The following is a 23,782-nucleotide window of genomic DNA, read 5'->3' as shown; positions in this document are numbered from 1 at the left end:
CGCGGGAAAGGCGCTAGCATCCGGGATCGGAATCGAGTGTTGTCCCGTACCGGCTCGGAGGCAGTGGACATGACGCGCGGCGAGACCATGACCGTCCTCGTGTACAGCGACGACCGCAACACCCGACGGAAGGTCACCCTCGCGCTCGGGCGCAGGCCCGCCGCGGACGTGCCGTTCGTCGAGTATGTGGAATGCGCCACCGAGCCCGCCGTGATCGCGGCGATGGACAAGGGCGGCATCGACCTCGCGATCCTGGACGGCGAGACCGCGCCGGCCGGCGGCATGGGGGTGTGCCGCCAGCTCAAGGACGAGATCTACAACTGCCCGCCGGTACTGACCCTGGTCGGGCGTCCGCAGGACGCTTGGCTGGCGACGTGGTGCCGCGCGGACGCGGTGGTCGCGCACCCGTTGGACCCGCGCACGCTCGCGGACGCGGCGGCGGGGTTGCTGCGGGCCCGTGTGGCGGGTCGTCAGACGGCTTGACGCGCGGGGTTCTTCGGGCCGTGGAGGTCGGGCCTGCGGAGGTCGTGTTCGCGGCGCGTGTTCGAGGAGGTCGTTTCGCGGGGCGTGCTCGTGGGGCGTGTTCGTGAGGCGTGTTCGCGGACGCGACATCGGTGGTGAGGGCTTGGTCGGTACGCTGTCGCGGACTTATCCGATGACACTGCGGGAGCGGACATGGGCGCCTCGGCCACGGCGATGAAAAGCGGCGGCAACCCGGCGGCCCGTTCCTGGCGGGACATCCTGGCGGCGCTGATGCGGGGCGACGACCTGCCGGCCGACGCGACCGCGTGGGCGATGGACCGGATCATGACGGGCGAGGCGACTCCCGTGCAGGTGGCCGGGTTCGTGGTCGCGTTGCGGGCCAAGGGCGAGACCGTGGACGAGGTGTCCGGGCTCGTGCACGCGATGTACGAACACGCCTCGACGATCGAAGTCCCCGGCCGCACCGTGGACATCGTCGGCACCGGCGGCGACCTGGCGCGGACCGTCAACATCTCGACGATGTCCGCGATCGTGGTCGCGGGCACCGGCGAGACGGTGGTCAAGCACGGCAACCGGGCCGCGTCCTCGTCCAGTGGCGCGGCCGATGTGCTCGAAGCGCTCGGCGTGGTACTGGATCTGACGCCGGATCAGGTGGCTGCGACCGCGACCGAGGCGGGGATCACGCTGTGCTTCGCGCAGCGTTTCCACCCCTCGCTGCGGCACGCGGCCCAGGCGCGGCGCGAGCTGGGGGTGCCGACGACGTTCAACTTCCTGGGCCCGTTGACCAATCCGGCGCGGGTGCGGTTCCACGCGATCGGGGTGGCCGATCTGCGGATGGCGCCGATCGTCGCGGGCGTGCTCGCGGACCGCGGCGCCTCGGCCTTGGTGTTCCGCGGCGACGACGGGCTCGACGAGTTGACCGTCACCACGACGTCGCAGGTGTGGATCGTGCGCGACGGCGACGTCCGCGAGGATCGGGTGGACCCGCGTGATCTCGGTCTCCCGCTGAACGGGATCGAGACGTTGCGCGGTGGCGACGCGGCGTTCAACGCGGAGGTCGCGCGTCGGTTGCTCGCCGGTGAGAAGGGGGCGGTTCGCGATGCGGTGCTGCTCAACTCGGCGGCGGCGCTCGCGGCGCTCGGCGCCGGCCGGGGTTCGCTGACGCAGCAGCTGGCGGCCGGGATCGACCGGGCCGCGGAGGCGATCGACTCGGGCGCGGCGCAGGCGGCGCTCGACCGATGGGTGAGCATGACGCGGTCGTTCGCGGGGGCGTGACCGCCGGCTGGGCGATGGTGTGGCAGGGCTTCGGACGGCTCCGCGTTTTCGACGCGGGGCCGTCCGTTTTGGGGTCGGTGCGTGTGTCCAGCATGTGGACCAGGGCGCTTTGTCATTGCGCGAAGCAATCCGTCTGGTAATAATTCTGCCCAGGTCACGAGTGACAGTGATAAGCCCCGGCTCGCTGTCCGGCAACCCTCGCTCCGCGGTGGGGTGCCCCGGGTGATGACACGGTCAGGCGTCGTAAGGCGCCCTGGCAAGCGCGGACCCCTCGCATGGTGGCAGACCTCGTGTGCTGCGCGGTGTGACCCGGGGGTCCTGTACCTGGGGAGCACGTGATGGCGTGACATTTCTTTCTCGAAACGGACAAAGTTCCTATTTTGTACGCGCTGATTAATTGCGCGTCGTTTCTCTGAAAACCACGTTCACCACCGGACAGCCGGCTGCGTTTTGATGTCGTCGAATCGATATCCGCGCCGCTGCTCGGGCCTGCCGAGGAGTCGCACCATGAGCACCACCGCTTCCGCCGCCGTTTCGCCCGCCGCCCCTTCGCCCGATGTCGCTTCGTCGGTTGCCGCCGGTGCCGGCGCTCTCGACTGTGATGTGGCGATCGCCGCGCCGCTGCCGGTCGTCGGGCGGGACGTGCTCGTTCCGCTGGTCACCGGGGGCGAGGTCGAATACGCGGCGCTCGACTACGGCGCGAGCGCACCCTGTCTGCAGCGCGTGTGGGACGACGTGGCCGCCTACCTGCCGTACTACGGCAGCGTGCACCGCGGCGCGGGGTATCTGTCGCAGTTGTCGACGGATCTGTACGAGCAGAGCCGGGCGACGGTGGCCGAGTTCCTGGGGCTGCGCGGCGACGACACGCTCCTGTTCACGCGGGGCACCACCGACTCGCTCAACCTGCTGGCGTCGGTGTTGCCGCGTGGCACGCGCGTGTTCGTGTTCGAGACCGAGCACCACGCCGCACTGTTGCCGTGGCGGCGGCACGCCGGGGTGACGCAGCTGGCCGCGCCCTCGTCGCCGGCGGCGGCGGTCGCCGCCTTGGAGACCGCGCTCGCGGGGTCCGGGGACGGGCCGCGTCTGGTGTGCGTGACGGGGGCCTCGAACGTGACCGGGGAGATCTTCCCGGTGGCCGAGTTGGCCGAGGTCGCGCACCGCCACGGTGCGCGGATCGTGCTGGACGCCGCGCAGCTCGCGCCGCACCACCCGGTGTCGGTCGAGGAGTTGGACGTGGACTGGATCGCGCTGTCCGCGCACAAGCTGTACGCGCCGTTCGGCTCCGGGGTGTTGGCGGGACGGTCCGACTGGCTGGACGCGGCGGAGCCGTACCTCGCGGGCGGCGGGGCGAGCAAGACCGTGTCGCGCGATCACGTCGAGTGGCACGCGGGTGCGGCTCGACACGAGGCGGGGTCGCCGAACGTGATCGGGGCGTACGCGCTGGCGGCGGCGTGTCGGGCCATCACCGAGGCCGGGCCGGACGCGCTGGTCGCGCGCGAGGAGGCGCTGCTCGCGCGGCTTCGGGCGCGGTTGGCGCAGATTCCCGAGGTGCGGACGCTGGAGCTGTTCGGTCCCGAGTCGGCGCGGGTGGGGGTGCTGTCGTTCGTGGTCGAGGGGTGGAACAGCTCGCGGTTCTCGGCGGTGTTGTCGGCCGAGTACGGGATCGGGGTGCGGGACGGGTTGTTCTGTGCGCATCCGCTGGTGCGGCATCTGTTGGGCGGGCGGGACGACCAGCCGACCGAGTGTGGCTCCCCGGACGGGCCGGAGGGTGAGCAGAACCTCAACGCGATCCGGGTCAGCTTCGGGCTGGGGACGCCGGTGGAGCATCTGGACCGGTTCGCGGCGGCGGTCGGGGAACTTGTGCGGCGGGGGGCGCGGTGGAGTTACACCGTCGACGGGGGTCGGTGTGTGCCGGACGCGGATCCTCGGGGCGAGCGGGTTTTGCCTGTGGGTGCGTAAGTTGTTCGGGCGGCGGGGGTGGGACGTTTCTCGGGTGTCCTCAAGCGCCGGACGGGCTGGGGTGGTTCGTTCGGCCTTGGTGGGGGTCCTCATGCGTCGGGCGGGCCGGGGTGGTTCGTTCGGCCTTGGTGGGGGTCCTCATGCGCCGGACGGGCTGAATCGGTTCGTCGGGGTTTGGTGATTGTCCTCATGCGCCGGACGGGCCGGGTGTGGTCGGCCCGTCGGGGTGGTTCGCTGTGGGTTCTCGTGTGCCGGACGGGCCGGGGTGCCTCGGGTGGGTTTTCGGGTGTCCTCAAACGCCGGACGGGCTGGATTTGGTCGGCCCGTCGGGGTGGTTACGCTGCGGGTCCTCATGCGCCGGACGGGCCGGGTGCCTCGGGTGGGTTTTCGGGTGTCCTCAAGCGCCGGACGGGCTGGATTTGGTCGGCCCGTCGGGGTGGTTACGCTGCGGGTCCTCATGCGCCGGACGGGCCGGGTTGCCTCGCCGGGGTTTTCGGGTGTCCTCAAACGCCGGACGGGCTGAATCGGTTCGGTCGGGCAAGGTGGTTCCCTGAGGGCGGGTGATTGTGCTCAAGCGTCGGACGGGCCGGGTTGCCTTGCCGGGGCTTTCGGGTGTCCTCAAGTGTCGGACGGGCTGGATTTGGTTGGCTGGGTTTGGGGTGTGGTCGAGGGCCGGGCGGGGTGGGTGGCCGGCCGGGGGGTGTTGTGGAGGGGCGGGCGGGGTTTGGGCTCGCCCGGGTTTGGGTTATTCGAGGCCGATGGCGAAGGCTGCTTCCAGGTCGTGTTGGGAGTAGGTCCTGAAGGCGATGTGGGTGGTGGTCTGTTCGACGCCCGGGACCTTGTTGAGGCGGCCCGGGATGACGTCGGCCAGGTCGTCGTGGGCGCGGACGCGCACCATGGCGATCAGGTCGAATTCACCGGTCACCGAGTAGACCTCGCTCACGCCCTCGATCGCGGCAATCGCCTCCGCGATCTCCGGGGTCTGGTCCACGCGCGTCTTGACCTGCACGATCGCGGTGATCACGGGGCAGTCCTCCGGCTCTCGACGACAAGGTCCCCGAGCTTATCCGTCGGGCGTGGGCCCAGCGGCGTCGGTAGCACAGGCACGTGCAGCCGAATCCGACCGCGAAGCCGACCGGATGGGCCGCGTACGCGTACTCGGCTTCTCCTTGTACACCGATGCCGTGCAGGTGGAGGCCCTGCATGACGAAGTAGCAGCCGAGCACGACCCACGCCGGCAACCGCAGCGGCAGGAAGAACAGCCGCCACCGCGCCGGACGCTCCGACGAGCGGCTGGACCGAGTCCGGCGTGGTGAGCACGTGGGACAACGCGAACCGGAAGCGGCCGAGGCGCTCCTCGACGTGCTTGCCGAAGACGTACAGGAAGAGCATGTCGCCGATCGGGTGCAGCCGGCCGCCGTGCACGAAGAGGGCTTGGAGAACGGACAGCGCCGGGGCCTTCGCGCCGTGCCGGTAGAAGTAGCGCGTCTCGGAGGACCACGACGTTGATCGCGATCAGCGCGCAGGTCACCACCGGTGTACCCGGCGGCGCGGCCTGACCGCGGACCGGAATCGCCATGCCCCGATCGTCACCCCGGTCCCGACGCGTGCCCGGGCGGGGCGGGCGAATGGGCGATCGACACGCCCGAGGCTCACCCGTTCGGAGCGGTTTGCCGCGGCAGTACTCGGGGGCGACCCAGAGACAGCAGGTCGGACAGTTCGTGCCGGCCGCTGTCGTGCATCCGGCCGATGCACGCCCGCAGAACGTGCGCGGTTGCCCGTGCGTCGGCGAGCGCCCGGTGGGTTGGGTCGACGGGCGCGTCGAAGAATCGCGCGAGGGTGCCCAGGCGCATGTTCGGTACGGTCCCCGGCGGCAGCAGCGCGCGGGCGAGCGCGAGCGTGTCCACGACCGGGAAGTCGGGCCACGGGTGCGCGCAGGCCAGACTCGCCGCCCGCAGAAAGCCCACGTCGAAGGGGGCGTTGTGGGCGACCAGGATCGCGCCGTCGGCGAACTGCGAGAGGGCCGGCAGTACCAGCCGCAGCGGTGGGGCGCCGGCCACGAGATCGTCGGATATCCCGGTCAGTTCGGTGATGAACTCCGGTATCGGGACGCCGGGCGCGACCAGCGTCGCGAACTCGCCGAGCCGATCGGTTCCGCGCAGCCGTACGGCCGCGATCTCGGTGATCCGCGCCTCCGACGGATCCAGGCCCGTCGTCTCGAGGTCGACGACCGTGAACACCTGGCGTTCGACCTCTTCACGGGCCGTGCCCCACGGGGACATGGTTCGCAACTCGTGGCCCGGAGCGATACTGTCCGGCGGGCGGGGACGGCGCGACGGGTCGGCCGTCGGCAAGCCCTGTTCCGCCGAACCTCGTGACCGGCAATCCCGGTGCGCGGTGCTGCTCATGTACCGGACGGTACGTTTCCGGCCCGACACGGCCGCGCCCAGGTACCCCTCGCAGCCCGGCATCATTGGTGTATCACCGGCGGTTCGCGATCCGGAAAAGGCTCGCGGTCGCAGAACAGGAAGGGAACACGCATGTCGATCCAGGCCCCCACCGAGGACACCCGGTGGCGTTGCTCGCTCTGCGGCAACCTGACCCGGTTCGACGTGACGCGGACCACCAAGGCCGTGGAGTTCACCCACCTCGACCTTGCCGGCGTGGCCCGGGTCGAGGAGCGAGAGGTGGTTTCCGACGAGATCGAGTCCGTGCGCTGCCGCTGGTGCAATGCCACCGACTCCGTCGAACTGGTGGCGCGGCCCGACGCGAGCTGACGCGCGGCGTCGAACAGCGACAATGTGACTGTGCATCGTTTCGGCATCGGGCCGGCCCGTCGGGGCCGTCCCCGATCCGGGACGCGTCATGATCAGGGCGTCGGCGTCCCGGTGAAACGGTGACGCGGGGAGGGGCCTTAGGGAACGGGAAGGACCGGAGGAGCAGTGAGCGGACCGGATACCCGCGCGGACGCGGTCACGCCTGCGCACGCTGCCGACGACGTGGTTCGGGCCGACGGGCCCGGGCTCGACGAACCGGAGCTCGACGGGACGGCCGACTCCGAGGGCGAGCCCGGTCCCGAAGCGGCGGTCGACGCCGTTGGGCCTGAGGTTGTTCCGCCCGAGGCCGTTCCCCCCGAAGCACCCGCTCCCGAGCCCGCTCCCGAAGCGCCCGCCGAGCCCGAGGCCCTGTCCGGCCCGTTGCCCGAGGCCGTCCGGGTGCGGGTGATCTCCGTGGCCGCCGACGCGCTCGGCACGATGACGGCGGACGAGGTCCCGGGCCCGTTGCGGCGCTTCGCCCGGTTCACCCACCAGCGCCGGGCCAAGTTCGCCGCGACGCCGCTGGCGACCGCGCTGGAGAACGACCCCGTCTTTCGGCAACGCATAGCTGAGCGCTTCCGCAAGGGTCTGCCGGAGATCTCCGAGGCCCTCGAAGCCGGCACCGTGCCCGCCGCCGCCGACCCGCTGGACGTGGCCGCCGCCGCCTACCTGCTGCGCCCGCGCGGCTGGGTGCGCCTGATCGAGACCGCCGGCGACGCGGCCAAGGAGGCCGCGGCCGATCGCGCCGAGGCCGAGGCCGCCGAGGCGTTGTCCCGCCTGGAACACGAGGTCGGCATCCTGCGCGCGGCCTCCAAGACCGAACACGAAAGGCTGCGCGCGGAACTGGAGGCGGCCCGCAAGGAGGCCGACCACCTGCGCCGTCAGGTGCGCGGCCTGCAAGGAAGCGCCAAGCACGAGGAGAAGGAGGCCCGCCGGGCCCGCTCCGAACTCGACACCGTGCGCTCCGAGGCCCAGGCCGCGGTCGCCGCCGCCGAGAAGGAGACGCGCCGGCTGCGCGGCCGGGTGTCCGAGGTCGAGTCGGCCCTGGAGGCGAGCCGTCGGGCCGCCCGCGAGGGCCGCAGCATGGAGGACACGCGCGTACGGCTGCTCCTCGACACCGTCCTGGAGGCCGCCCAGGGCCTGCGTCGTGAACTCGCGCTGCCGCCGGTGGGGATGCGCCCCGCGGACACCGTGGACGCCGTCGCCCCCGGCGCGTCCGGCATAAAGGACATCGCGCAACGCGCCCTCGAAGGCGACGACCCGGCCCTGCTGGACCAGTTGCTCGCGTTGCCGCAGGCGCACCTGGTGATCGACGGCTACAACGTCACCAAGACCGGCTATCCCACGCTGGCGCTGAACAAGCAACGGGATCGGCTGCTGGGCGGCCTGGTGAGCCTCGCGGCGCAGACCGGGTGCGAGGTGACGTGCGTCTTCGACGGCGCGCAGTTGGACGCGCCGGTGCTCACGGCCCCCGCCCGCGGGGTGCGGGTGAAGTTCAGCAACCCCGGCGAGACCGCGGATGAATTGATCCGCCGCCTCGTCCGGGCCGAGCCGCCCGGTCGCCCGGTCGTGGTCGTCTCGACGGACCGCGAGGTCGCCGAGGGTATCCGCAAGGCCGGCGCGCGCCCGGTGCCGTCCACGATGCTGCTGCGGCGGTTGACCCGGGGCTGAGACCACGGTCGACACCGGTGTCGGTGTCCGTCCCTACCGTTGACGCGGAAAGTCGACGAAGGGGAGCACCATGCGCATCGCCTGTCGTACGCACCGCACCCGAGGCCGTGACGGTTGCGTCATCCCGAGTTCGATCGGGCCGGCGCTGATCAGCGCCCGATCGATCGAACAGGATTTGTTTCCCGGTCTCCCGTGTTCGGCAGAGCGCGTGGACCGAGGGGGAGACGCGGAGTACGCGGGATACGCCGAGTTGGACGAGGAGACGCTCGTCGCGATAAGGCTCTTCGCGGCCGAGGACATGCTCGCGGCAGCGGGAGCGTACATCCGCGACAACCGGTGATCCGCGAGCGGACGGCAATCGGTCGATCGTGAACGGCGTCCCGGCCCCACGTGGGCGGTCGCGTCGACGGCGGGCAGAAGGTCCCCCACGCCGGCGCCAACGCCCGCACCCACGCCCGAGCCGGCGCCGGTGCGCGTCGTGCGCCGCCGACGCGTGACGATCGCCGAGATCCGCCGTGTCTTTCGATCCGGGCCGCGTTCGCGGGCAGCGGGCGATTGCGGCGGCCCCGATCCCGTTCGCGATCGGGCCTGCGGCTCACCACGTTACGATCGACGACGTGGATGACCCGAATCGGGCCGCGCGCCGGATCCGCAGCCTGCTGCCGGTCCTGATCGTGGTGTGCGCGCTGGCTCAGCTCGGGCTTGTGCTCGGGGTCACCGAACTCGTCGCGGACTCCTCGTCCACCTCGTCGAACCGCTCGCACAGCGGTGCGCCGCAGCTGCCGGGGCAACGGTCGGACAGTCCCGCCGAACAACACGCGAACGCGCGTCGGACCGCCGTCTCGGCGCTCCTGGAGCGACGCTCCGCGGCCTTCCTGTCCCGCGACCGCGAGGCGTTCGCGAGCACGCTCGACCCGCAGGCGGCCGCGTTTCGACAGACCCAGGTCGGTGTCTTCGACAACCTCGCCGAGGTCCCGTTCGCCGCGTGGGAGTACGAGATCGTCACGCCCGACGCGTTCGAACTCGCCGAGGCACGCCGGACCGTGCTGGCCGCGCCGACCTTCACCGCGCACGTGGATCTGCTGTACCGGATCACCGGACACGACACCGTGTCCGTGCGGGTCCCGCAGTACCTGACCTTCGTGCTGCGTTCGGGCGCGTGGTTCCTCGCGTCCGACACCGACGGCGCGGTCGCGAGCCTGCGCACCCCGGTCCAGATGTGGGACCTCGGCGCGGTCAACGTGGTACAGGGCACGCACAGCACCGTGCTCGGCGTCGGAAACCGCGACGAACTGCGCGCGTTCGCGCAGGACGCCGACAAGGCCGTCCCCGCGGTGAGCGCCGTGTGGGGCGGCGAGTGGCCCGGGCGCGCGGTGATCATGGTGCCCGCCACCCAGGAGCAGATGGCCCGCCTGTTGGGCGCCGAACCGAGCAAGTACGCCAAGATCGCCGCCGTCACCACCGGCGAGCGCGGTGCCTCGGCCGATGCCGCGCCGGCCGACCGGGTGATCGTCAACCCGGACGCGTTCCGCCAACTCGGCGACCTGGAACGCCACGTCGTGATGGTGCACGAGATCACCCACGTCGCGAGCCGCGCGTTCACCAGGGCCTGGACGCCGACGTGGCTGTCCGAGGGCTTCGCCGACTACGTCGGCTACCTCGACTCCGGCCAGACGATGCGCACCGCCGCCCCCGAGCTGCGCCGCGACGTCAAGGCGGGCCGGATCCCCACCGAGCTGCCGGCCGACGTGCGCTTCGAGACCACGCAGGAGGAACTGCCCCAGGCGTACGAGATGGGCTGGCTCGCGTGCAGACTGATCGCGGAACGATGGGGCCGGGACAAGCTGGTCGAGTTGTACCGCGCCGTCGGTACCGAACCGCCGCCCGGCGTCGCGGCACCCGACGCGACCTCGGCGCTCGCGTCGGCGACGGTGTCCGTCCTGGGCACCAGCCCCGACGGCTTCACCAAAACCTGGATCGACTACCTGCGCACGCAGGCCGAATGAACGGGGCGGGGCGGGCATGTCGGTCCAGAGGTTGTTGCTGATCTGCCTAATCTGCGCGGGGGGCGTCCTGCTCGTGGCGGTCGCGGTGACCACACCGTGGCGGCCGTTGGCCGAGCCGCCCGGCGGTTTCGCGCATCCCGACGCGGCGCGTGACTTCACCGCGGCCGAGATCGCCCGTGGCCGAGCCCTCGCGCGGGCTTCGCGACCGCCCGCCTACCTGTCCATGGCGCTGTCGCTCGTGGTCTCCCTGGTGCTCGGGCTGACCCCCGCCGGGGCCCGGATCGTCGAGGTCGTCGCGCGACCGCTCGGCGGCGGTTGGGTGTGGCGGATCCTGCTCGGGGGGCTCGTGCTGATGCTCGTCGGCCGGCTCGCGACGCTGCCGTTCGCGGCCCGCCTGGAGGTGGTCCGGCGGCGATACGGGCTGTCCGTGCAGTCGTGGGGCGGCTGGTGGGTCGACGTGGTCAAGGGTTTCGCGATGTCCACCGGACTGCTGCTCGTGGTGGTTCTGGTGCTGTACGCGCTGATCCGGGCGCTGCCGCGGGCCGGCTGGCTGCTCGCGGCGGGGGGCGGGGCGCTGCTCGTCGTGGCGATCTCCTTCCTGTATCCGCTGGTCGTCGAGCCCGCGTTCAACAAGTTCCACTCGATGCCCGACGGACCGCTGCGCAGCTCGCTCATGCAACTCGCCGAGCGCGACGGGGTCCCCGTCGAGGACGTGCTGGTCGCGGACGCGTCGCGGCGGACCACGTCGCTCAACGCGTACGTGTCGGGGTTCGGGTCGACCCGGCGGATCGTGGTCTACGACACCACCGTGCGCGACGCGGATCCGCGCGAGGTCGAACTGATCGCCGCGCACGAGTTGGGGCACGCCAAGCGCGACGACGTGCTGCACGGCACGTTGGTCGGCGCGTTGGCGCTCGCGGTCGGAGTGTGTGCGGTCGGCCTGTTGATGTCGTGGTCGCCGCTGCTGCGCCGCGCGGGGGCGGACGCGGCGGGCGATCCGCGCTCGCTCGCGCTGCTCCTCGCGGTGGTCGCGGTGCTCGGCGCGGTCTCCGGCCCCGGGCAGATGCTGATCAGCCGGCGCCTGGAGGCCCGCGCCGACGTGCACGCACTCGACCTGACCCGCGACCCGGACGCCTTCATCCGCATGCAACACCGGCTCGCGATCGTCAACCGCTCCAACGTCACGCCCAATCCGGTGCTCCAGGTGCTCTTCGGCTCACACCCCTCGGCCCCCGAGCGCATCGCGCTCGCGCGGGACTGGGAGCGCCTGCACGGGAACGGGAAGGGGTAGCACCCGAATCGCCCGCCACAACCCCCGTACGGACAGCCAACTCGCCGAACCACACCGGGAATTCGAGCAGGGTGAGCAGCATCGCGAGCAGGATCGGCAGTATAGGTGGGCCCGCGGGCGCAGCGTGGTGTCTCGGCCCGGTACGCACAGGGCCGCCGGAGCGATCAGCCACACCGGGTACTGCGGAGCGATCACCCGGCCGGCCGTCACGAAGCGAACCGCAGGGCGAGAAGCACGGCAGATCGTGCCGAGGCGCGCGCCGTGGATCTGGGATCCTCGGTCGTGATGAAGACCTTGATCGTCACCAACGACTTTCCGCCGCGTCCCGGCGGCATCCAGTCCTTCGTGCACGCGATGTCCCTGCGCCTGCCCGCCGACGGCGTCGTGGTCTACACGTCGTCGTGGAAGGACAAGGCGGAGATGGCCGCCTTCGACGCCGCGCAGCCCTTTCCGGTGGTGCGTGATCGCACGCCGATGCTCGTGCCGACCCCGGGTGCGGTGCGCAGGGCGCGTGAGATCGCCGGGGGGGAGGGCTGCGACACGGTGTGGTTCGGCGCGGCGGCGCCGCTGGGCCTGATGGCACCGCGGTTGCGCGCGGTGGGCGTGGAGCGGCTGGTGGCCACGACGCACGGACACGAGGCGGGGTGGGCCGTGCTGCCGGGTGCGCGGCAACTGCTGCGGCGGATCGGGGAGGGGGTGGACACCGTCACCTACCTCGGCGAGTACACCCGGTCCAAGATCGCGCCGGCGCTCACCCCGTCGGCTGCTGCCCGGATGGTTCAACTGCCGCCCGGTGTCGACGAGAACGTCTTCCGGCCCGACGTCGGCGGGGCCCACGTGCGGGCTCGGCTCGGGCTGAGCGACCGCCCGGTGGTGGTGTGCGTGTCGCGGCTCGTGCCGCGCAAAGGGCAGGACGTACTGATCCACGCGCTGCCGAGGATTCGGCGCCGGGTGCCGGACGCCGCGCTGTTGATCGTGGGCGGCGGTCCGTATCGGGCCGAACTGGAGGCCACGGTCGACCGGGTCGGCGTGCGCGACTCGGTGGTGTTCACCGGCGCGGTTCCGTGGGAGGAACTGCCGGCGCACCACGAGGCGGGCGACGTGTTCGCGATGCCGTGCCGCACCCGCCGCAAGGGCCTGGACGTGGAGGGCCTGGGCATCGTCTACCTGGAGGCGTCGGCGGTGGGGCGTCCGGTGGTCGCGGGCGACTCGGGCGGCGCCCCGGACGCGGTCCTGGAGGGCGAGACGGGCTACGTGGTCGACGGCCGCTCCCCGGCCGCCGTCGCCGACCGGGTGGCCCGGTTGCTCGCCGACCCGACGGAGGCCGCCCGCATGGGCGCGGCCGGCCGCCGCTGGGTGGAGAAGGAGTGGCGCTGGGATCTGTTGTCGAACCGACTCCGCGCCCTGTTGGACCCGAACACCCGGGCCTGATCTCGAAGTCGGGGAGTCGAGGGGTCGAGGGGCTGATCCGAGGTGCCTTCGGCCCCTCGGCTCCGAGACGGTGTGCGCGCCGGGGTGGTCAGCCCTCGTAGATCTCGTTGATGTCGGCCTCGAAGTCCTTCAGGACCAGGTTGCGCTTGAGCTTGAGGGACGGCGTCACGTGCCCGCTCTCCTCGGTGAAGTTGATGCTGAGGATGCGGAACTTGCGGACGCCCTCGGCCCGGGAGACGGCCTTGTTGCCCTCGTCGATCGCGTCCTGCACGGCGGCGATCAGGTCCGGGTCGTCGGTCAGGTCGGCGACCGTGGCCGTCGCGGGCTTGCCGTTCTGTTCCTTCCAGGTCGGGAAGGCCTCCGGGTCGATCGTGATCAGCGCGCCCACGAACGGGCGGCGGTCGCCGACGACCATGCACTCGCTGATCAGCGGGTGGGCGCGGATCCGGTCCTCGATGACGGCCGGCGCGATGTTCTTGCCGCCCGCGGTGACCAGGATCTCCTTCTTGCGACCGGTCACCGTCAGGAAGCCCTCGTCGTCCAGGACGCCGATGTCGCCGGTACGGAACCAGCCGTCCTCGAACGCCTCGGCGGTGGCCGCGTCGTTCTTCCAGTAGCCGGTGAACACGTTGGGGCCCTTGGCCAGGATTTCGCCGTCCTCGGCGATGCGGACCGCCGAACCGGGTACCGGCCGACCGACCGTGCCGATGCGGATCCCCTCGGCGGGGTTGACCGTGTGCGCGGCGCACGTCTCGGTCAGGCCGTAGCCTTCCAAAACGGTGAAGCCCACACCGCGGAAGAAGTGGCCCAGCCGGGTGCCCAGGGGCGCGCCGCCCGAGATCGCGTGGGTCGCCTGTCCGCCGAGCGCGGCGCGCAGTTTGCCGTAGACGAGCTTGTCGAACACCTTGTGCTTGAGCTTGAGGCCCAGGCTGATGCTCGCGGCGTCCCGGCCCTCGCTGTACTTGATCGCCGTGTCGACGGCCAGGTCGAAGATCTTGCCCTTGCCGTCGGCCTGCGCCTTGGCCGAGGCCGAGTTGTAGACCTTCTCGAACACGCGCGGCACGGCCAGCACGAACGTCGGCTGGAAGGTCCGGAGTTCGGACGTGAGGTCCTTGACGTCCGGACAGTGCCCGATGCGCACGCGGGCCATGATGCAGCCGATCTCCAGGATCCGGCCCAGTACGTGCGCGAGCGGCAGGAACAGCAGACAGCTCGACTTCTCCGGCACGAACAGCGTGTCCAGGAGCGCGACCACGTTGGCCAACTCGGCGTGGAAATTGCCGTGCGTGAGGATGCAGCCCTTGGGGCGCCCGGTGGTTCCCGACGTGTAGATGATCGTCGCGATCGAATCGGCCCGAAGCGTCGAGCGGCGCTCCTCGACGACCTCGTCGTCCACGTCGCGGCCGGCGGCGGTGAGCGCGGCCACCGCGCCCTCGGTCTCGCCCTCGTCGATGCGCCACACGTGCTCCAACTCGGGCAGCCGCTCGCGCGCCCGCGCGATCGCGCCCTCGTGCGCCGTGTTCTCCACGATCACCGCACGCGCGCCCGAGTCGGTCAGGATCCACTCGATCTGCTCGGCCGACGAGGTCTCGTACACCGGCACCGAGATCGCGCCCGCGCACCAGATGGCGAAGTCGACCAGGGTCCACTCGTAGCGCGTTCGCGACATCAGGGCGATCCGGTCGCCCGGCTCGATCCCGGCCGCGATCAAGCCCTTGGCGACCTCGTACACCTCGGCCAGGAAACGCGCCGACGTCACGTCGGTCCAGCGTCCGCCCACCTTGCGGGCCAGTACCGCCGCGTCGGGCGCCTCCTCGGCGTTGCGCTTGATGAGGTCGGTCAGGTTGCCCTCGGCGGGAACCTCGGCCAGGGCCGGGACGCTGCACTCGCGCACTGATGCTCCTCGTTGCGGTCTCGGCGCCGGACTTCGGCGCTGCCGTTTGCCGTTGCCGTGTCGGGCCGGGTCGGGCCGTGTCGGTCTTCGATGACGTTCGGGTACGACGGATGACGCTACCGACGACGGTGACGCTGTCGTACCGCAGTGACACTGCGTATCAGAGTGACGCCGCCGTACGAGAGTGACGCCGCCGTATGGCGGTGACGCTGTTATACGACAGCGACGATGTTCGGACGACAGTGCCGCTGTTCGACTGACGGGGCCAGACGTTACTGGCAAGTAGGTCCGGGTGACAGGGGTCGTGCGGATCCTGTGCCCCGTCTCACGCTTCGGACGAGGCCGCGCCCGTCTCGACTCGGATGGGGTCAGGCGGGGATGTGCATCCGTCCCGATTCGGCCGCGCATGTCGAGAGTATCGATTCGTCGTACGGGTGTGTGTGACGGAGGCAACCCACGTCGAGCGTCGGATTCGGTTCGGGCCCGTCAGTAAAGTGCAGGCATGCGGGTCCACGTGGTGAGCGACGTCCACGGCGCTGCCGAGGCACTCGCCCACGCGGGCGAGGGAGCCGACGCGCTCGTGTGCCTGGGCGATCTCGTGCTCTTCCTCGACTACCACGATGTCGACCGCGGCATCTTCACCGATCTGTTCGGCGTGGACAACACCCGTACGTTGCTCGCGCTGCGCAACGCCCGTCGGTTCACCGAGGCCCGGGCCTTCTCGGGATCGCTGTGGGCGGGTGTGCCGGGCGGCGCGCGGGCCGCGATCGAGGACGCGGTGCGCCGGCAGTACGCCGCGCTGTTCGCGGCCTTCCCGAACCCGACCTACATCACCTACGGCAACGTCGACGTGCCCGAGCTGTGGCCGGACTACGCCCGTGAGGGGGTGACCGTGCTCGACGGCCAGGTCGTCGAGATCGGCGGCCGTACGTTCGGCTTCGTCGGCGGCGGGCTGCGCACCCCGATGCACACGCCGTACGAGATCTCCGACGACGAATACGCGGCCAAGGTCGCCGCGGTCGGCAAGGTCGACGTGCTGTGCTGTCACATCCCGCCCGCGGTCCCGGACCTGACGTACGACGTGGTCGCGCGCCGGTTCGAGCGCGGCAGCGAGGCGGTTCTGCGGGCCATCCACGAGACCGAACCCTCCCTGGTGCTCTTCGGTCACGTGCATCAACCGCTGCGCGCGCGGATGCGGATCGGGCGTACCGAATGCATCAACGTGGGGCATTTCCAGGCCACGGGCAAACCGTACGTCCTGACGTGGTGAGCCGGTGCGGCGTACACGCAGGTCGGGCACGGTAGCCTTCGATCGGATCAGTTGTATTCAGGCATTCCGCGATGTTGATTCGTGGTAGCCACGCGAGCTTCCGGAGGACACCCCACGATGGCGGAACGGACCAGCTCGACCATCACGATCGACGCCGCACCGGCCGAGGTCATGGCCGTCATCGCGGGGTTCGAGGGCTACCCCGAGTGGACCGGCGAGGTCAAGGAGACCGAGGTCCTGGAGGTCGACGACAAGACCGGGCGCGCGGTGCGGGTGCGGTTCCGGCTCGACGCGGGCACGATTCGCGACGAGCACGTCTTGGGCTACACGTGGGACGGCGACCGTGAGGTGCGCTGGACGCTCGTGACGAGCCAGATGCTCAAGGCGCTCGACGGGTGCTACGCGCTGAGCGCGAACGGGGGCGGCGGCACCGAGGTCACCTACGAACTGACCGTCGACGTCAAGATCCCGATGCTGGGCATGATCAAGCGCAAGGCCGAGAAGGTCATCATCGACCGCGCCCTGACGGGGCTCAAGAAGCGCGTCGAGAGCTGACCCGGCGGTGACGCGGGTCCTGCTGGTCACGGGCCTCCCGGGAGCGGGCCGCACCACGGTCGCGGCCGCGACCGCGGTGGCCGCGGCGCGGGCCGGACGACGGACGTTGTTGTTGGCCACGGACGGTACGCGGGACGTGGACACGGTCCTGGGTGTCTCGTCGGGCGGGCCGGGGTCGGGGCCGGATGGTGCGGCGGCGTCGGGTGGCTCGGGGTCTTCCTCGGGTGACTCGGCGTCCTCGGCGGGTGGTGGAGCGGTGGAGGTCGCGCCCGGGCTCGATGTGCGGCGGGTTGCCGGGCGGGCCGAGTTCGAGCGCGAGTTCCTGTCGGTGCAGGGTCGGTTGGGCGCCGCCCTCTCGGTGGTCGGGGTGGAACCGCTCGACCCCGAGGAGATCACCGTGGTCCCGGGCGCGGGCGACGTGCTCGCGTTGCGGGTGCTCGCGCGGGCGGTTCGCGAGGGCGCGTACGACCTGATCGTGGTCGACCTGCCGGCGGTGGAACGGGCGGTGCCGACGCTGGCGTTGCCCGAGGGCCTGATGCGCTACCTCGACCGGTTGCTGCCGGTCGAGCGGCAGGCGGCGCGGGCGCTGCGGCCGGTGTTGGCGGCCGTGGTGGGTGTGCCGATGCCCGAGGACTGGGTGTACGACACGGCGCGGCGGGTCAACGACGAACTGGACGCGCTGCGGGCGATCGTGGACGCGCCGACGACGACGGTACGGCTGGTGCTGCGGCCCGGCGTGGTCGCGCTGGCGGGTGCGCGGCGGGCCGCGTCGGCGCTCGCGCTGTACGGCCATCGGGTCGAGGACGTGATTCTCAACGGGGTGAGCCCGGCCGATTCGGCGGACCCCGCCGTGGTGGCGCGCAGCGAGGTCGCGCGCGAGACGGTGGACGCGCTGTGCGCGTTGTTCCCGCGGGTGCCGTTGGCGCAGATTCCGTTGCTTGCGGCCGAGCCGTTGGGTACGGCCGAACTGGGCGACGTCGCGGGCCACTTCGGTCCGGTCGGCGCGGCGGGGATCGTCGCGGACGGGTCGGCGGTCGAACGGGACGGCGAGCGGCTGATCCTCTCCCTGGCGCTGCCGGGAACCGACCGCGACGACCTGGACCTGCTGCGGCGGGGCGACGAACTGGTCGTGACGGTGGGGCCGTATCGGCGGCTGCTCAGGCTGCCTTCGGCGCTGCGGCGGTGCACGATCGAGGGCGCGGGGTTGCGGGACGGGATGCTGCGGGTGCGGTTCGTGCCGGATCCGGCGGTTTGGATGCGGTCTTCGCCGTAGGCGTGGGTGTGGCGGGTGTCGGCGCTGACACCGGTGTCGTTGCCTTGGCGTTCGGGCGGTGCGGGGCCCGGACGTGCCGTGGGCGGTGGGTGGCCGGGGGTGGTGGCGGTCGGGGTCGGTGTCGTGGTGCGTCGGGTTGCCGTGGGGAGCCGCCGGGTGGCGGCGGGCGATGCGGAGGCGGGACGCGGCGGGCCCGGGGCTCGACACGGGCGGCCGGCCGGTCGACCGGTCGGGGTTTGGAGTGGCCTCGGGGGGCCGGGTTCGGGGCGCTGTCTCTCGTGGGCTGTGGGGTGATCCGGTCGGCGGGGGTGGCGTTCTCCGTCGGGCATCCGGGGCGGGTTTGTGGTGTTTGCGGATCGTTGTGCTCGCGTTCGAGTGGGTGTACCGCGCACAATGCGTCGGATGGACCCAGACGAGCGGGATACGGGCAAGGGTGAGGCCGGCGTGGGCGCGGATGCGGGTTCCGGAGCGGAGGCGGGCGGCGACGCCTGGGCCGATGTCACGGACGCGGTGCCGGGAGCGGTAGGGGCGGCTGGTGACGGCGGCGGCGTGCCTGGTGACCGCGGCGTGCCTGACGGCGGTGTCGGGCCGGGTGACGGGCGGGCTTCCGGCGGCGAGTCGGGCGCTGGGGGTGCTGCCGGGGCTTCGGGCGTTGGTGATGCGGCTGCGGACGCGGACGCGGATGCCGATGCCGATGCGGCCGGGGCTTCCGGTGTCGGGGACGGACGGGGTGATGCTTGGGCTCGGCTCGGTGAGGAGGCTCGGCGGCTGGCCGAGTCGTTGACCGGGCAGGCGGGGGACGGGAGCGGTTCGCCGTCGGGTGCCCGGTTGGCGGAGGAGGCCCGGAGGCTGGCCGAGTCGTTGGTCGGGCAGGCGGAGTCGGTGCGTGAGCAGGTTGTGCGGCGGCACCCCGACGTGGCGGCGCATCTCGCGGCCGCGGGGGCCGAGTTGGCCTCGGCGTATCGGGCGTTCGTGGGGGATCGGGAGCGTCGGTGGGCTGCTCGGCCGGCGGCGAAGGAACGGATTCGGCTCGACGACGAGGAGTAGGGCCGCCGCTCGCTCCGCGGGCCGGTTGCGTGGCGTGGCCCGGTTTGCGTCGCGTTTGGTGGGTGGTTCGGTGGACGGGTGGGGAGAGTCGGGGTGGTGGGACAGTACGATCCGTTGCGGGGACTGCACGCGGAACGAGCTTGGGACGACATGGGACTGACGATCGGTGTCGATATCGGTGGCACCAAAATCCTCGCGGGCGTGGTCGATGCCGACGGGGTGATTCTCGATCGGCTCAAGGTCGCGACGCCCAAGGACGCGGAGGAGACCGCGCGGGTCATCGGTGAGACGGTGGCGGCGTTGCGGGTGAAGCACGTGGTGGACGCGGTGGGTCTGGGAGCCGCCGGGTTCATCGGGGCCGACCGGTCGACCGTGCTGTTCTCCGCCAACGTGAGCGCGTGGGTCGGTGAGCCGTTGCGGGACCGCATGGAGCGCTTGATCGGGCTTCCCGTCGTCGTCGAGAACGACGCCAACGCCGCGGCGTGGGCCGAGGTCAGGTTCGGCGCGGCGGCCGGCCACGACAACGTGATGTGCGTGACCGTGGGCACCGGTATCGGCGGCGCGATCGTGTTCGGCGGCGAGTTGTACCGGGGCGGCGGCGGGATAGCCGGTGAGCCCGGACACATGCGGGTGGTGCCGAACGGCATCGCGTGCCCGTGCGGCAACTACGGCTGCTGGGAGCAGTACGCGAGCGGCAACGCGCTGACCCGATACGCGCGCGACCGCGCCGCGGGCCTGCCCGAATCGGCCGAGAAGCTCCTCGCCCTCGGCGACGGCACGCCCGCCGGCGTCCGGGGACCACACGTCACCCAGGCGGCGCTGCTGGGCGATTCCGCGTCGATCGCGGCCTTCCGTGAGGTCGGCATGTGGCTCGGCCAAGGGCTCGCCGACCTGTCGGCGGTCCTCGATCCCGCCGCGTTCGTGATCGGCGGCGGCGTGTCCGACGCGGGCGATCTGCTGCTCGTCCCGGCCTTGGAGGCGTACCGCAGCGTGCTGCGCCGCGGGCACCGGCCCGGCGCGGAGGTCTTCGTCGCGACGCTGGGCAGCGACGCGGGACTGGTCGGCGCGGCCGACCTCGCCCGTCGCTGAACCCCAGGACGACGCACCAGCAACAACGGCAGTAGTGACAGTCGCGGCAAATCGCCGACGTCGACAACGGGCGGCTCGGGCAAAAAGGGGACTCTGGTGACTGTCGACGGCGGCGGGATTCGCGTCATGTCGTACAACGTGCGGTCGCTGCGCGACGACCGCGACGCCCTGGTGCGGATCGTGCGGCAGTGCGCGCCCGACGTGCTGTGCGTACAGGAGGCGCCGCGGTTCGTGCGCCGACGGCAGGCCGCGGCGCGGCTCGCGCGTGAGTGCGGACTCGTGGTGATCGCCGGTGGCGACACGGCCTCGGGGCTGTGGGTGCTCGGCAGCCTCCGGGTGACGGTGCGTCAGGCGATCGACGTACTGCTGCCGCGCACTGCGGGTCTGCACCAACGAGGCATGGCTGCCGCGGTCGTCGAGGTCGCCGGCGCGCGATTCGCCGTCGGCGGCACGCACTTGAGCCCGGACGCCGCCGAGCGCCGCACGCAGGCCGACCTCGTCCTCGGCCGACTGGCCTCCCTGGGCGCCGAACACCGGGTCCTCGCGGGGGACTTCAACGAGTCGGCGGGCCGTCCCGCGTGGGACCGGCTGGCGGGCGAGTTGCAGGACGGCTACGCGGTCGCGCCGTGGGGCTCGGAGTACACGTCACCGCGCCGCGACCCCGGCCGGCGCCTCGACGGCGTGTTCGCGTCGGCCGGCGTCGAGGTGGTGGAGTGCGGCGTGCCCGACGACGTCACCGACGCCGACTACACCGCAGCCTCCGACCACCGCCCCGTGCTCGCGACCCTGCGCATACCCGCCGCGTGACGGCCGGCAGGGGCCGTCAGGGCCGGAACGACGCCTTGAAATTCGCCAGGAGTTCCTGAGTCGCGGGATCGGCCCAGACCGAGTCGAGCGTGTCCATGTACAACGCGTAGCCGCGATTCGCACTGGCCGTGAAGCCGAGGTTCAGCACGTGGTGCTTGGGCTTGCCGCTGCTGCCGTACGTGAACTCCCATACCGCGGCGTCGAAGTCGCGATAGTCGGCCTTCTCGATGACCACCCGCGCGTAGCCGGGGAAGTTGCCGCGGCTCGGCCCCTCCTGGTTCTGCCAGTCGGCGACCGGATCCTTCTGCGGTCCCTCCGCCGTGTCCACGTTGAACCGCATGGACCCGTCGGCGCTCTGGAAGAACTCCTGGGTCCCGTCGACCTTGGCCTGATGCCACCCCGGCGGCAGGCCGATCGTGTAGCCGGTCGTGGTGCCCCGGTACGCGGTCCACCCGGCCGGCAGTTCGCCCGTCGCCGGTGGCGCGGGGTTGTCGGCCGGTGTGGTCGCCGTGGCCGGTGCGGTTTCCGGCGTCGTCGTCGGCGGGGCGGACGGCGGCGGGGTCGTCGCCGGGACGCTTTCGGGGGCCGGTGCGCCCGCGGCGGGCGGCACGGTCGCCGGCGGGGGTGTGAGCGACGCGGGCGGGTTCTGTGCGTCCTGCTTCGGGGGCGAGGGAGTCGGCGTGGAGTCCGACGCCGTGTCACCGCCTGCCGACGATTTCTTGTCGTGGTCTCCCGGGAGCACCAGGAACAGGATCAGTCCCACCGCGACGCCGAACACGAGCAGCGCCGCGAGCAGCGCCGGCAACGGCAATCGGGGGAGCGAGCGGGGCTCGCGCGCCGGCTTGGGCGATATCGGGGGAGCGACCGGCGGCAACGCGATCTCCGCGTCGCCCCGTGACACCTCCTGCGCGTCCGACCCGTGTGCCGCGGGCGAGGACGCGGGTATGTCCGTCGGTACGGGTGTGGGCACGGGTGCCGGCAGCGGTATCGCCCGCGTCGCGGTGTTCTCGATCCGGATCTCGCGCAACGCCTCCCGCAGCATCGCCTCGGCCTCGGCGGTGTCCGGTCGTCGGTCCGGCTCACGGTCGAGGAGTGCGCGCAGGACCGGGTCGAGCGCGCCCGCGTGCTTGGCCGGTGCGGGGTCCTCGCTGACGATCGCGGTCAGGGTCGCGACCGGTGTCGAGCGTTCGAAGGGCGCCTTGCCGTCGACCGCCGCGTACAGCGTCGCGCCCAGCGACCACAGGTCGGACGCGGCCGTCGGGACCAGACCGCGGGCACGCTCGGGCGGTATGTACGCCGGCGCGCCGAGCACGACGCCGGACTGGGTCACCGACGAGTCGCCCTCGACGACGGCGATGCCGAAGTCGCTGAGTACGGCCCGCCCGTTGTCCATGATCAGGACGTTGCCGGGCTTGACGTCACGGTGCAGGATGCCGGCGGCGTGCGCGGTGCGCAGCGCGTCGACCATCGCGATGCCGATCTCGGCGACCCGGTCGGCGGCCATCGGGCCGTCCGCGCGAATCACCTCCGCGAGCGAGCGCGACTTCACCAACTCCATGACGATCCACGGCCGGTCGTCCTCCTCGACCACGTCGTAGACGCGCACGACCGAGGGATGGCTCAGCCGCGCGGCCGCTCGCGCCTCACGTGCCGCGCGCTCGCGCAGCCTGGCCCGCTCGGCGTCGTCCGCGCCGGGCTGGGGCAGCATTTCCTTGACCGCGACCTCGCGGCCCAGGACTTGGTCCCGGGCTCGCCAGACCGCACCCATGCCGCCACGTCCCAGCCGGTCCGCGAGCAGATAGCGCCCGCCGATCAGACGTCCCTCGTTGTCCGCATCCACGCAAGGAAGGTACCCGCCCGCGGACTCTCGATGCGGCATGACGTCCCGTCAGAAGCCCACCTGATCCAGCCAAGTGACGCCTGGTCAGACCACGGCACCGTCGTCGGGGTCGTCATCGTCCCGATCTCGACGCATCCGTGCCACCAACGCGACGAATCCGCCGGTGAAGGCCGCGAACGCCGCGAACGAGGTCCACGGACCCACCGGACGCCCGAGCAACACCGAGACGAGCAGGTACAGCGGACCGCCGACCAAGGCGATCCACGCGATCTTGGTGGCCGCGTCGGTCTTGGGCAGGGGAGGCGGCGGAGCCGGTACGAAGTGCTCGTCCGGGTCCTCCTCCAGCTCGTCGATCTCCGGTGTCTTGGGAGTGTCCGGGGTCTTGGGCGGGGCGAGCGAGTAGTCGCGCGGCCCGGGGGTGGTGTTGATGCCCACCTTGTAGGAGCCGTCGCTCGATCCGCCGGGCCGGTCACCGCGTTCGCCGTCGCCGCGTTCGCCCCGCTCGCCGTCGAGGTCCTCGGCCACCGGCCAGCGCGGCACGGCATCGGTGACCTCGTTGTCGAAGGACGCCACGATCTGCGCCCAGACCTCGTCGTCGTCGGGACGCCCGGCGGAGTCGGCCGGTTCGGTCCGCGCGCCCGGGTCGGAGCCCGAGCGGTCCGAGTGATCCGGTCGCTGCTTCGAGCGGTCGGATCGTTCGGGGTCGTCCGTCGCCGCAGGGTTCGCGGAAGCCGAAGTGGGCTCCGCGGGCGGCTCCTTCGGCTCGGACCGCTTCGGTTCCCCCTTGGGGACGTCGGTCGGCCCGGCCGCGGCCTCCAGGGCGCGCGCCCTGGGCGAGGACGGCTCGGTCAGCGAGCGCAGGATCGCCCGAGCCCGCGACGTCGCCGCCGCGTCCACCCACAGCCGTTCGATCTCCTCGGGTTCCTCGTCGGGCTCGCGGGGTTCCAACGTCGAGACATACGCCGCGACCCCCACCTCCCGCAGGGCGGCCAGCATCACGTCGGCCGCCTCCGGATCGAGGTCGGTCAAAGGCTTGAAGGACTCCGCATCCAGTCCGTTGCCACGTCCACGCACC

At 71.8% G+C, this 23,782-nt stretch carries 21 protein-coding genes and 1 riboswitch; of the genes, 15 read left to right on the top strand and 6 right to left on the bottom strand.

Going from position 1 to position 23,782, the window contains the following annotated elements; translation table 11 throughout:
• The first annotated feature begins 69 nt into the window (after positions 1–69).
• From GT354_RS31040 to GT354_RS31030, 3 genes are all read left to right on the top strand, one after another.
• Entirely contained in the window at positions 70–483 is a 414-nt protein-coding gene (locus GT354_RS31040; protein WP_161359694.1) for a hypothetical protein, read from the top strand.
• Between the two features lie 192 nt (positions 484–675).
• Positions 676–1,758: an anthranilate phosphoribosyltransferase gene (gene trpD, locus GT354_RS31035; RefSeq protein WP_237535640.1), complete on the top strand. Its 1,083-nt coding sequence runs from the start codon at positions 676–678 to the stop codon at positions 1,756–1,758.
• 152 nt (positions 1,759–1,910) lie between these two features.
• A riboswitch (SAM riboswitch) is annotated at positions 1,911–2,027 on the top strand.
• 238 nt (positions 2,028–2,265) lie between these two features.
• On the top strand, positions 2,266–3,717 hold the full coding sequence (locus tag GT354_RS31030) for an aminotransferase class V-fold PLP-dependent enzyme (RefSeq protein WP_237535639.1): 1,452 nt from the start codon (positions 2,266–2,268) through the stop codon (positions 3,715–3,717).
• Between the two features lie 745 nt (positions 3,718–4,462).
• Here GT354_RS31030 and GT354_RS31025 read toward each other — a convergent pair.
• The 3 genes from GT354_RS31025 to GT354_RS31015 all read right to left on the bottom strand — a co-directional run bounded on the left by GT354_RS31025 (position 4,463) and on the right by GT354_RS31015 (position 6,125).
• Positions 4,463–4,741: an Lrp/AsnC ligand binding domain-containing protein gene (locus GT354_RS31025; RefSeq protein ID WP_161359693.1), complete on the bottom strand. Its 279-nt coding sequence runs from the start codon at positions 4,739–4,741 to the stop codon at positions 4,463–4,465.
• Positions 4,738–5,109 (bottom strand): rhomboid family intramembrane serine protease, encoded by a 372-nt coding sequence (locus tag GT354_RS54705; protein ID WP_237535643.1) that lies wholly within the window; start codon positions 5,107–5,109, stop codon positions 4,738–4,740. Before GT354_RS54705 ends, GT354_RS31025 begins: the two co-directional genes overlap by 4 nt.
• Before the next feature lie 260 nt (positions 5,110–5,369).
• Positions 5,370–6,125 carry an exonuclease domain-containing protein gene (locus GT354_RS31015; RefSeq protein WP_237535638.1) on the bottom strand — a complete coding sequence of 252 codons (756 nt, stop codon included), beginning with the start codon at positions 6,123–6,125 and terminating at the stop codon, positions 5,370–5,372.
• 132 nt (positions 6,126–6,257) lie between these two features.
• Between GT354_RS31015 and GT354_RS31010 the strand changes: the two genes are divergently transcribed.
• The 6 genes from GT354_RS31010 to GT354_RS30990 all read left to right on the top strand — a co-directional run bounded on the left by GT354_RS31010 (position 6,258) and on the right by GT354_RS30990 (position 12,932).
• Entirely contained in the window at positions 6,258–6,494 is a 237-nt protein-coding gene (locus GT354_RS31010) for a hypothetical protein (RefSeq protein ID WP_161359691.1), read from the top strand.
• Between the two features lie 165 nt (positions 6,495–6,659).
• Positions 6,660–8,204, top strand: coding sequence for an NYN domain-containing protein (locus GT354_RS31005; RefSeq protein WP_346012256.1), 1,545 nt, complete (start codon positions 6,660–6,662; stop codon positions 8,202–8,204).
• 208 nt (positions 8,205–8,412) lie between these two features.
• Positions 8,413–8,544, top strand: a complete 132-nt coding sequence (locus tag GT354_RS55960; RefSeq protein ID WP_272923917.1) for a hypothetical protein — start codon at positions 8,413–8,415, stop codon at positions 8,542–8,544.
• Between the two features lie 277 nt (positions 8,545–8,821).
• Entirely contained in the window at positions 8,822–10,210 is a 1,389-nt protein-coding gene (locus GT354_RS31000) for a M1 family metallopeptidase (RefSeq protein ID WP_161359690.1), read from the top strand.
• A 16-nt stretch (positions 10,211–10,226) separates the two neighbouring features.
• A complete protein-coding gene (locus tag GT354_RS30995) occupies positions 10,227–11,501 on the top strand; it encodes a M48 family metallopeptidase (RefSeq protein WP_161359689.1) in 1,275 nt (424 codons plus the stop codon).
• A 282-nt stretch (positions 11,502–11,783) separates the two neighbouring features.
• Positions 11,784–12,932, top strand: coding sequence for a glycosyltransferase family 4 protein (locus tag GT354_RS30990; RefSeq protein WP_346012258.1), 1,149 nt, complete (start codon positions 11,784–11,786; stop codon positions 12,930–12,932).
• 88 nt (positions 12,933–13,020) lie between these two features.
• On the opposite strand, the gene GT354_RS30985 is transcribed toward GT354_RS30990, so the two are convergent.
• A complete protein-coding gene (locus GT354_RS30985) occupies positions 13,021–14,826 on the bottom strand; it encodes an AMP-dependent synthetase/ligase (protein WP_161359688.1) in 1,806 nt (601 codons plus the stop codon).
• Positions 14,827–15,328: 502 nt separating this feature from the next.
• Between GT354_RS30985 and GT354_RS30980 the strand changes: the two genes are divergently transcribed.
• From GT354_RS30980 to GT354_RS30955, 6 genes are all read left to right on the top strand, one after another.
• Positions 15,329–16,096 (top strand): metallophosphoesterase, encoded by a 768-nt coding sequence (locus GT354_RS30980; RefSeq protein ID WP_161359687.1) that lies wholly within the window; start codon positions 15,329–15,331, stop codon positions 16,094–16,096.
• Between the two features lie 117 nt (positions 16,097–16,213).
• Positions 16,214–16,651, top strand: a complete 438-nt coding sequence (locus GT354_RS30975) for an SRPBCC family protein (RefSeq protein ID WP_161359686.1) — start codon at positions 16,214–16,216, stop codon at positions 16,649–16,651.
• A 7-nt stretch (positions 16,652–16,658) separates the two neighbouring features.
• Positions 16,659–17,924: an ArsA-related P-loop ATPase gene (locus GT354_RS30970; RefSeq protein WP_346012255.1), complete on the top strand. Its 1,266-nt coding sequence runs from the start codon at positions 16,659–16,661 to the stop codon at positions 17,922–17,924.
• Positions 17,925–18,317: 393 nt separating this feature from the next.
• On the top strand, positions 18,318–18,971 hold the full coding sequence (locus tag GT354_RS30965; RefSeq protein ID WP_346012254.1) for a DUF5304 family protein: 654 nt from the start codon (positions 18,318–18,320) through the stop codon (positions 18,969–18,971).
• A 150-nt stretch (positions 18,972–19,121) separates the two neighbouring features.
• The gene (locus GT354_RS30960; protein ID WP_161359701.1) at positions 19,122–20,060 is read left to right on the top strand and encodes an ROK family glucokinase; all 939 of its coding nucleotides are present in this window, start codon (positions 19,122–19,124) and stop codon (positions 20,058–20,060) included.
• 96 nt (positions 20,061–20,156) lie between these two features.
• A complete protein-coding gene (locus GT354_RS30955; RefSeq protein WP_346012253.1) occupies positions 20,157–20,867 on the top strand; it encodes an endonuclease/exonuclease/phosphatase family protein in 711 nt (236 codons plus the stop codon).
• Between the two features lie 16 nt (positions 20,868–20,883).
• On the opposite strand, the gene GT354_RS30950 is transcribed toward GT354_RS30955, so the two are convergent.
• Positions 20,884–22,707: a serine/threonine-protein kinase gene (locus tag GT354_RS30950; protein ID WP_161359684.1), complete on the bottom strand. Its 1,824-nt coding sequence runs from the start codon at positions 22,705–22,707 to the stop codon at positions 20,884–20,886.
• Between the two features lie 84 nt (positions 22,708–22,791).
• Positions 22,792–23,781: a hypothetical protein gene (locus tag GT354_RS30945; protein ID WP_161359683.1), complete on the bottom strand. Its 990-nt coding sequence runs from the start codon at positions 23,779–23,781 to the stop codon at positions 22,792–22,794.
• Between the last annotated feature and the right edge of the window lies 1 nt (position 23,782).

The sequence above is a fragment of the Streptomyces sp. SID3343 genome, from assembly GCF_009865215.1.
Lineage (GTDB): Bacteria > Actinomycetota > Actinomycetes > Streptomycetales > Streptomycetaceae > Embleya.
Note: the sequence above shows the minus strand (reverse complement) of the source record. Positions and strands in the feature narration are given on the sequence as shown.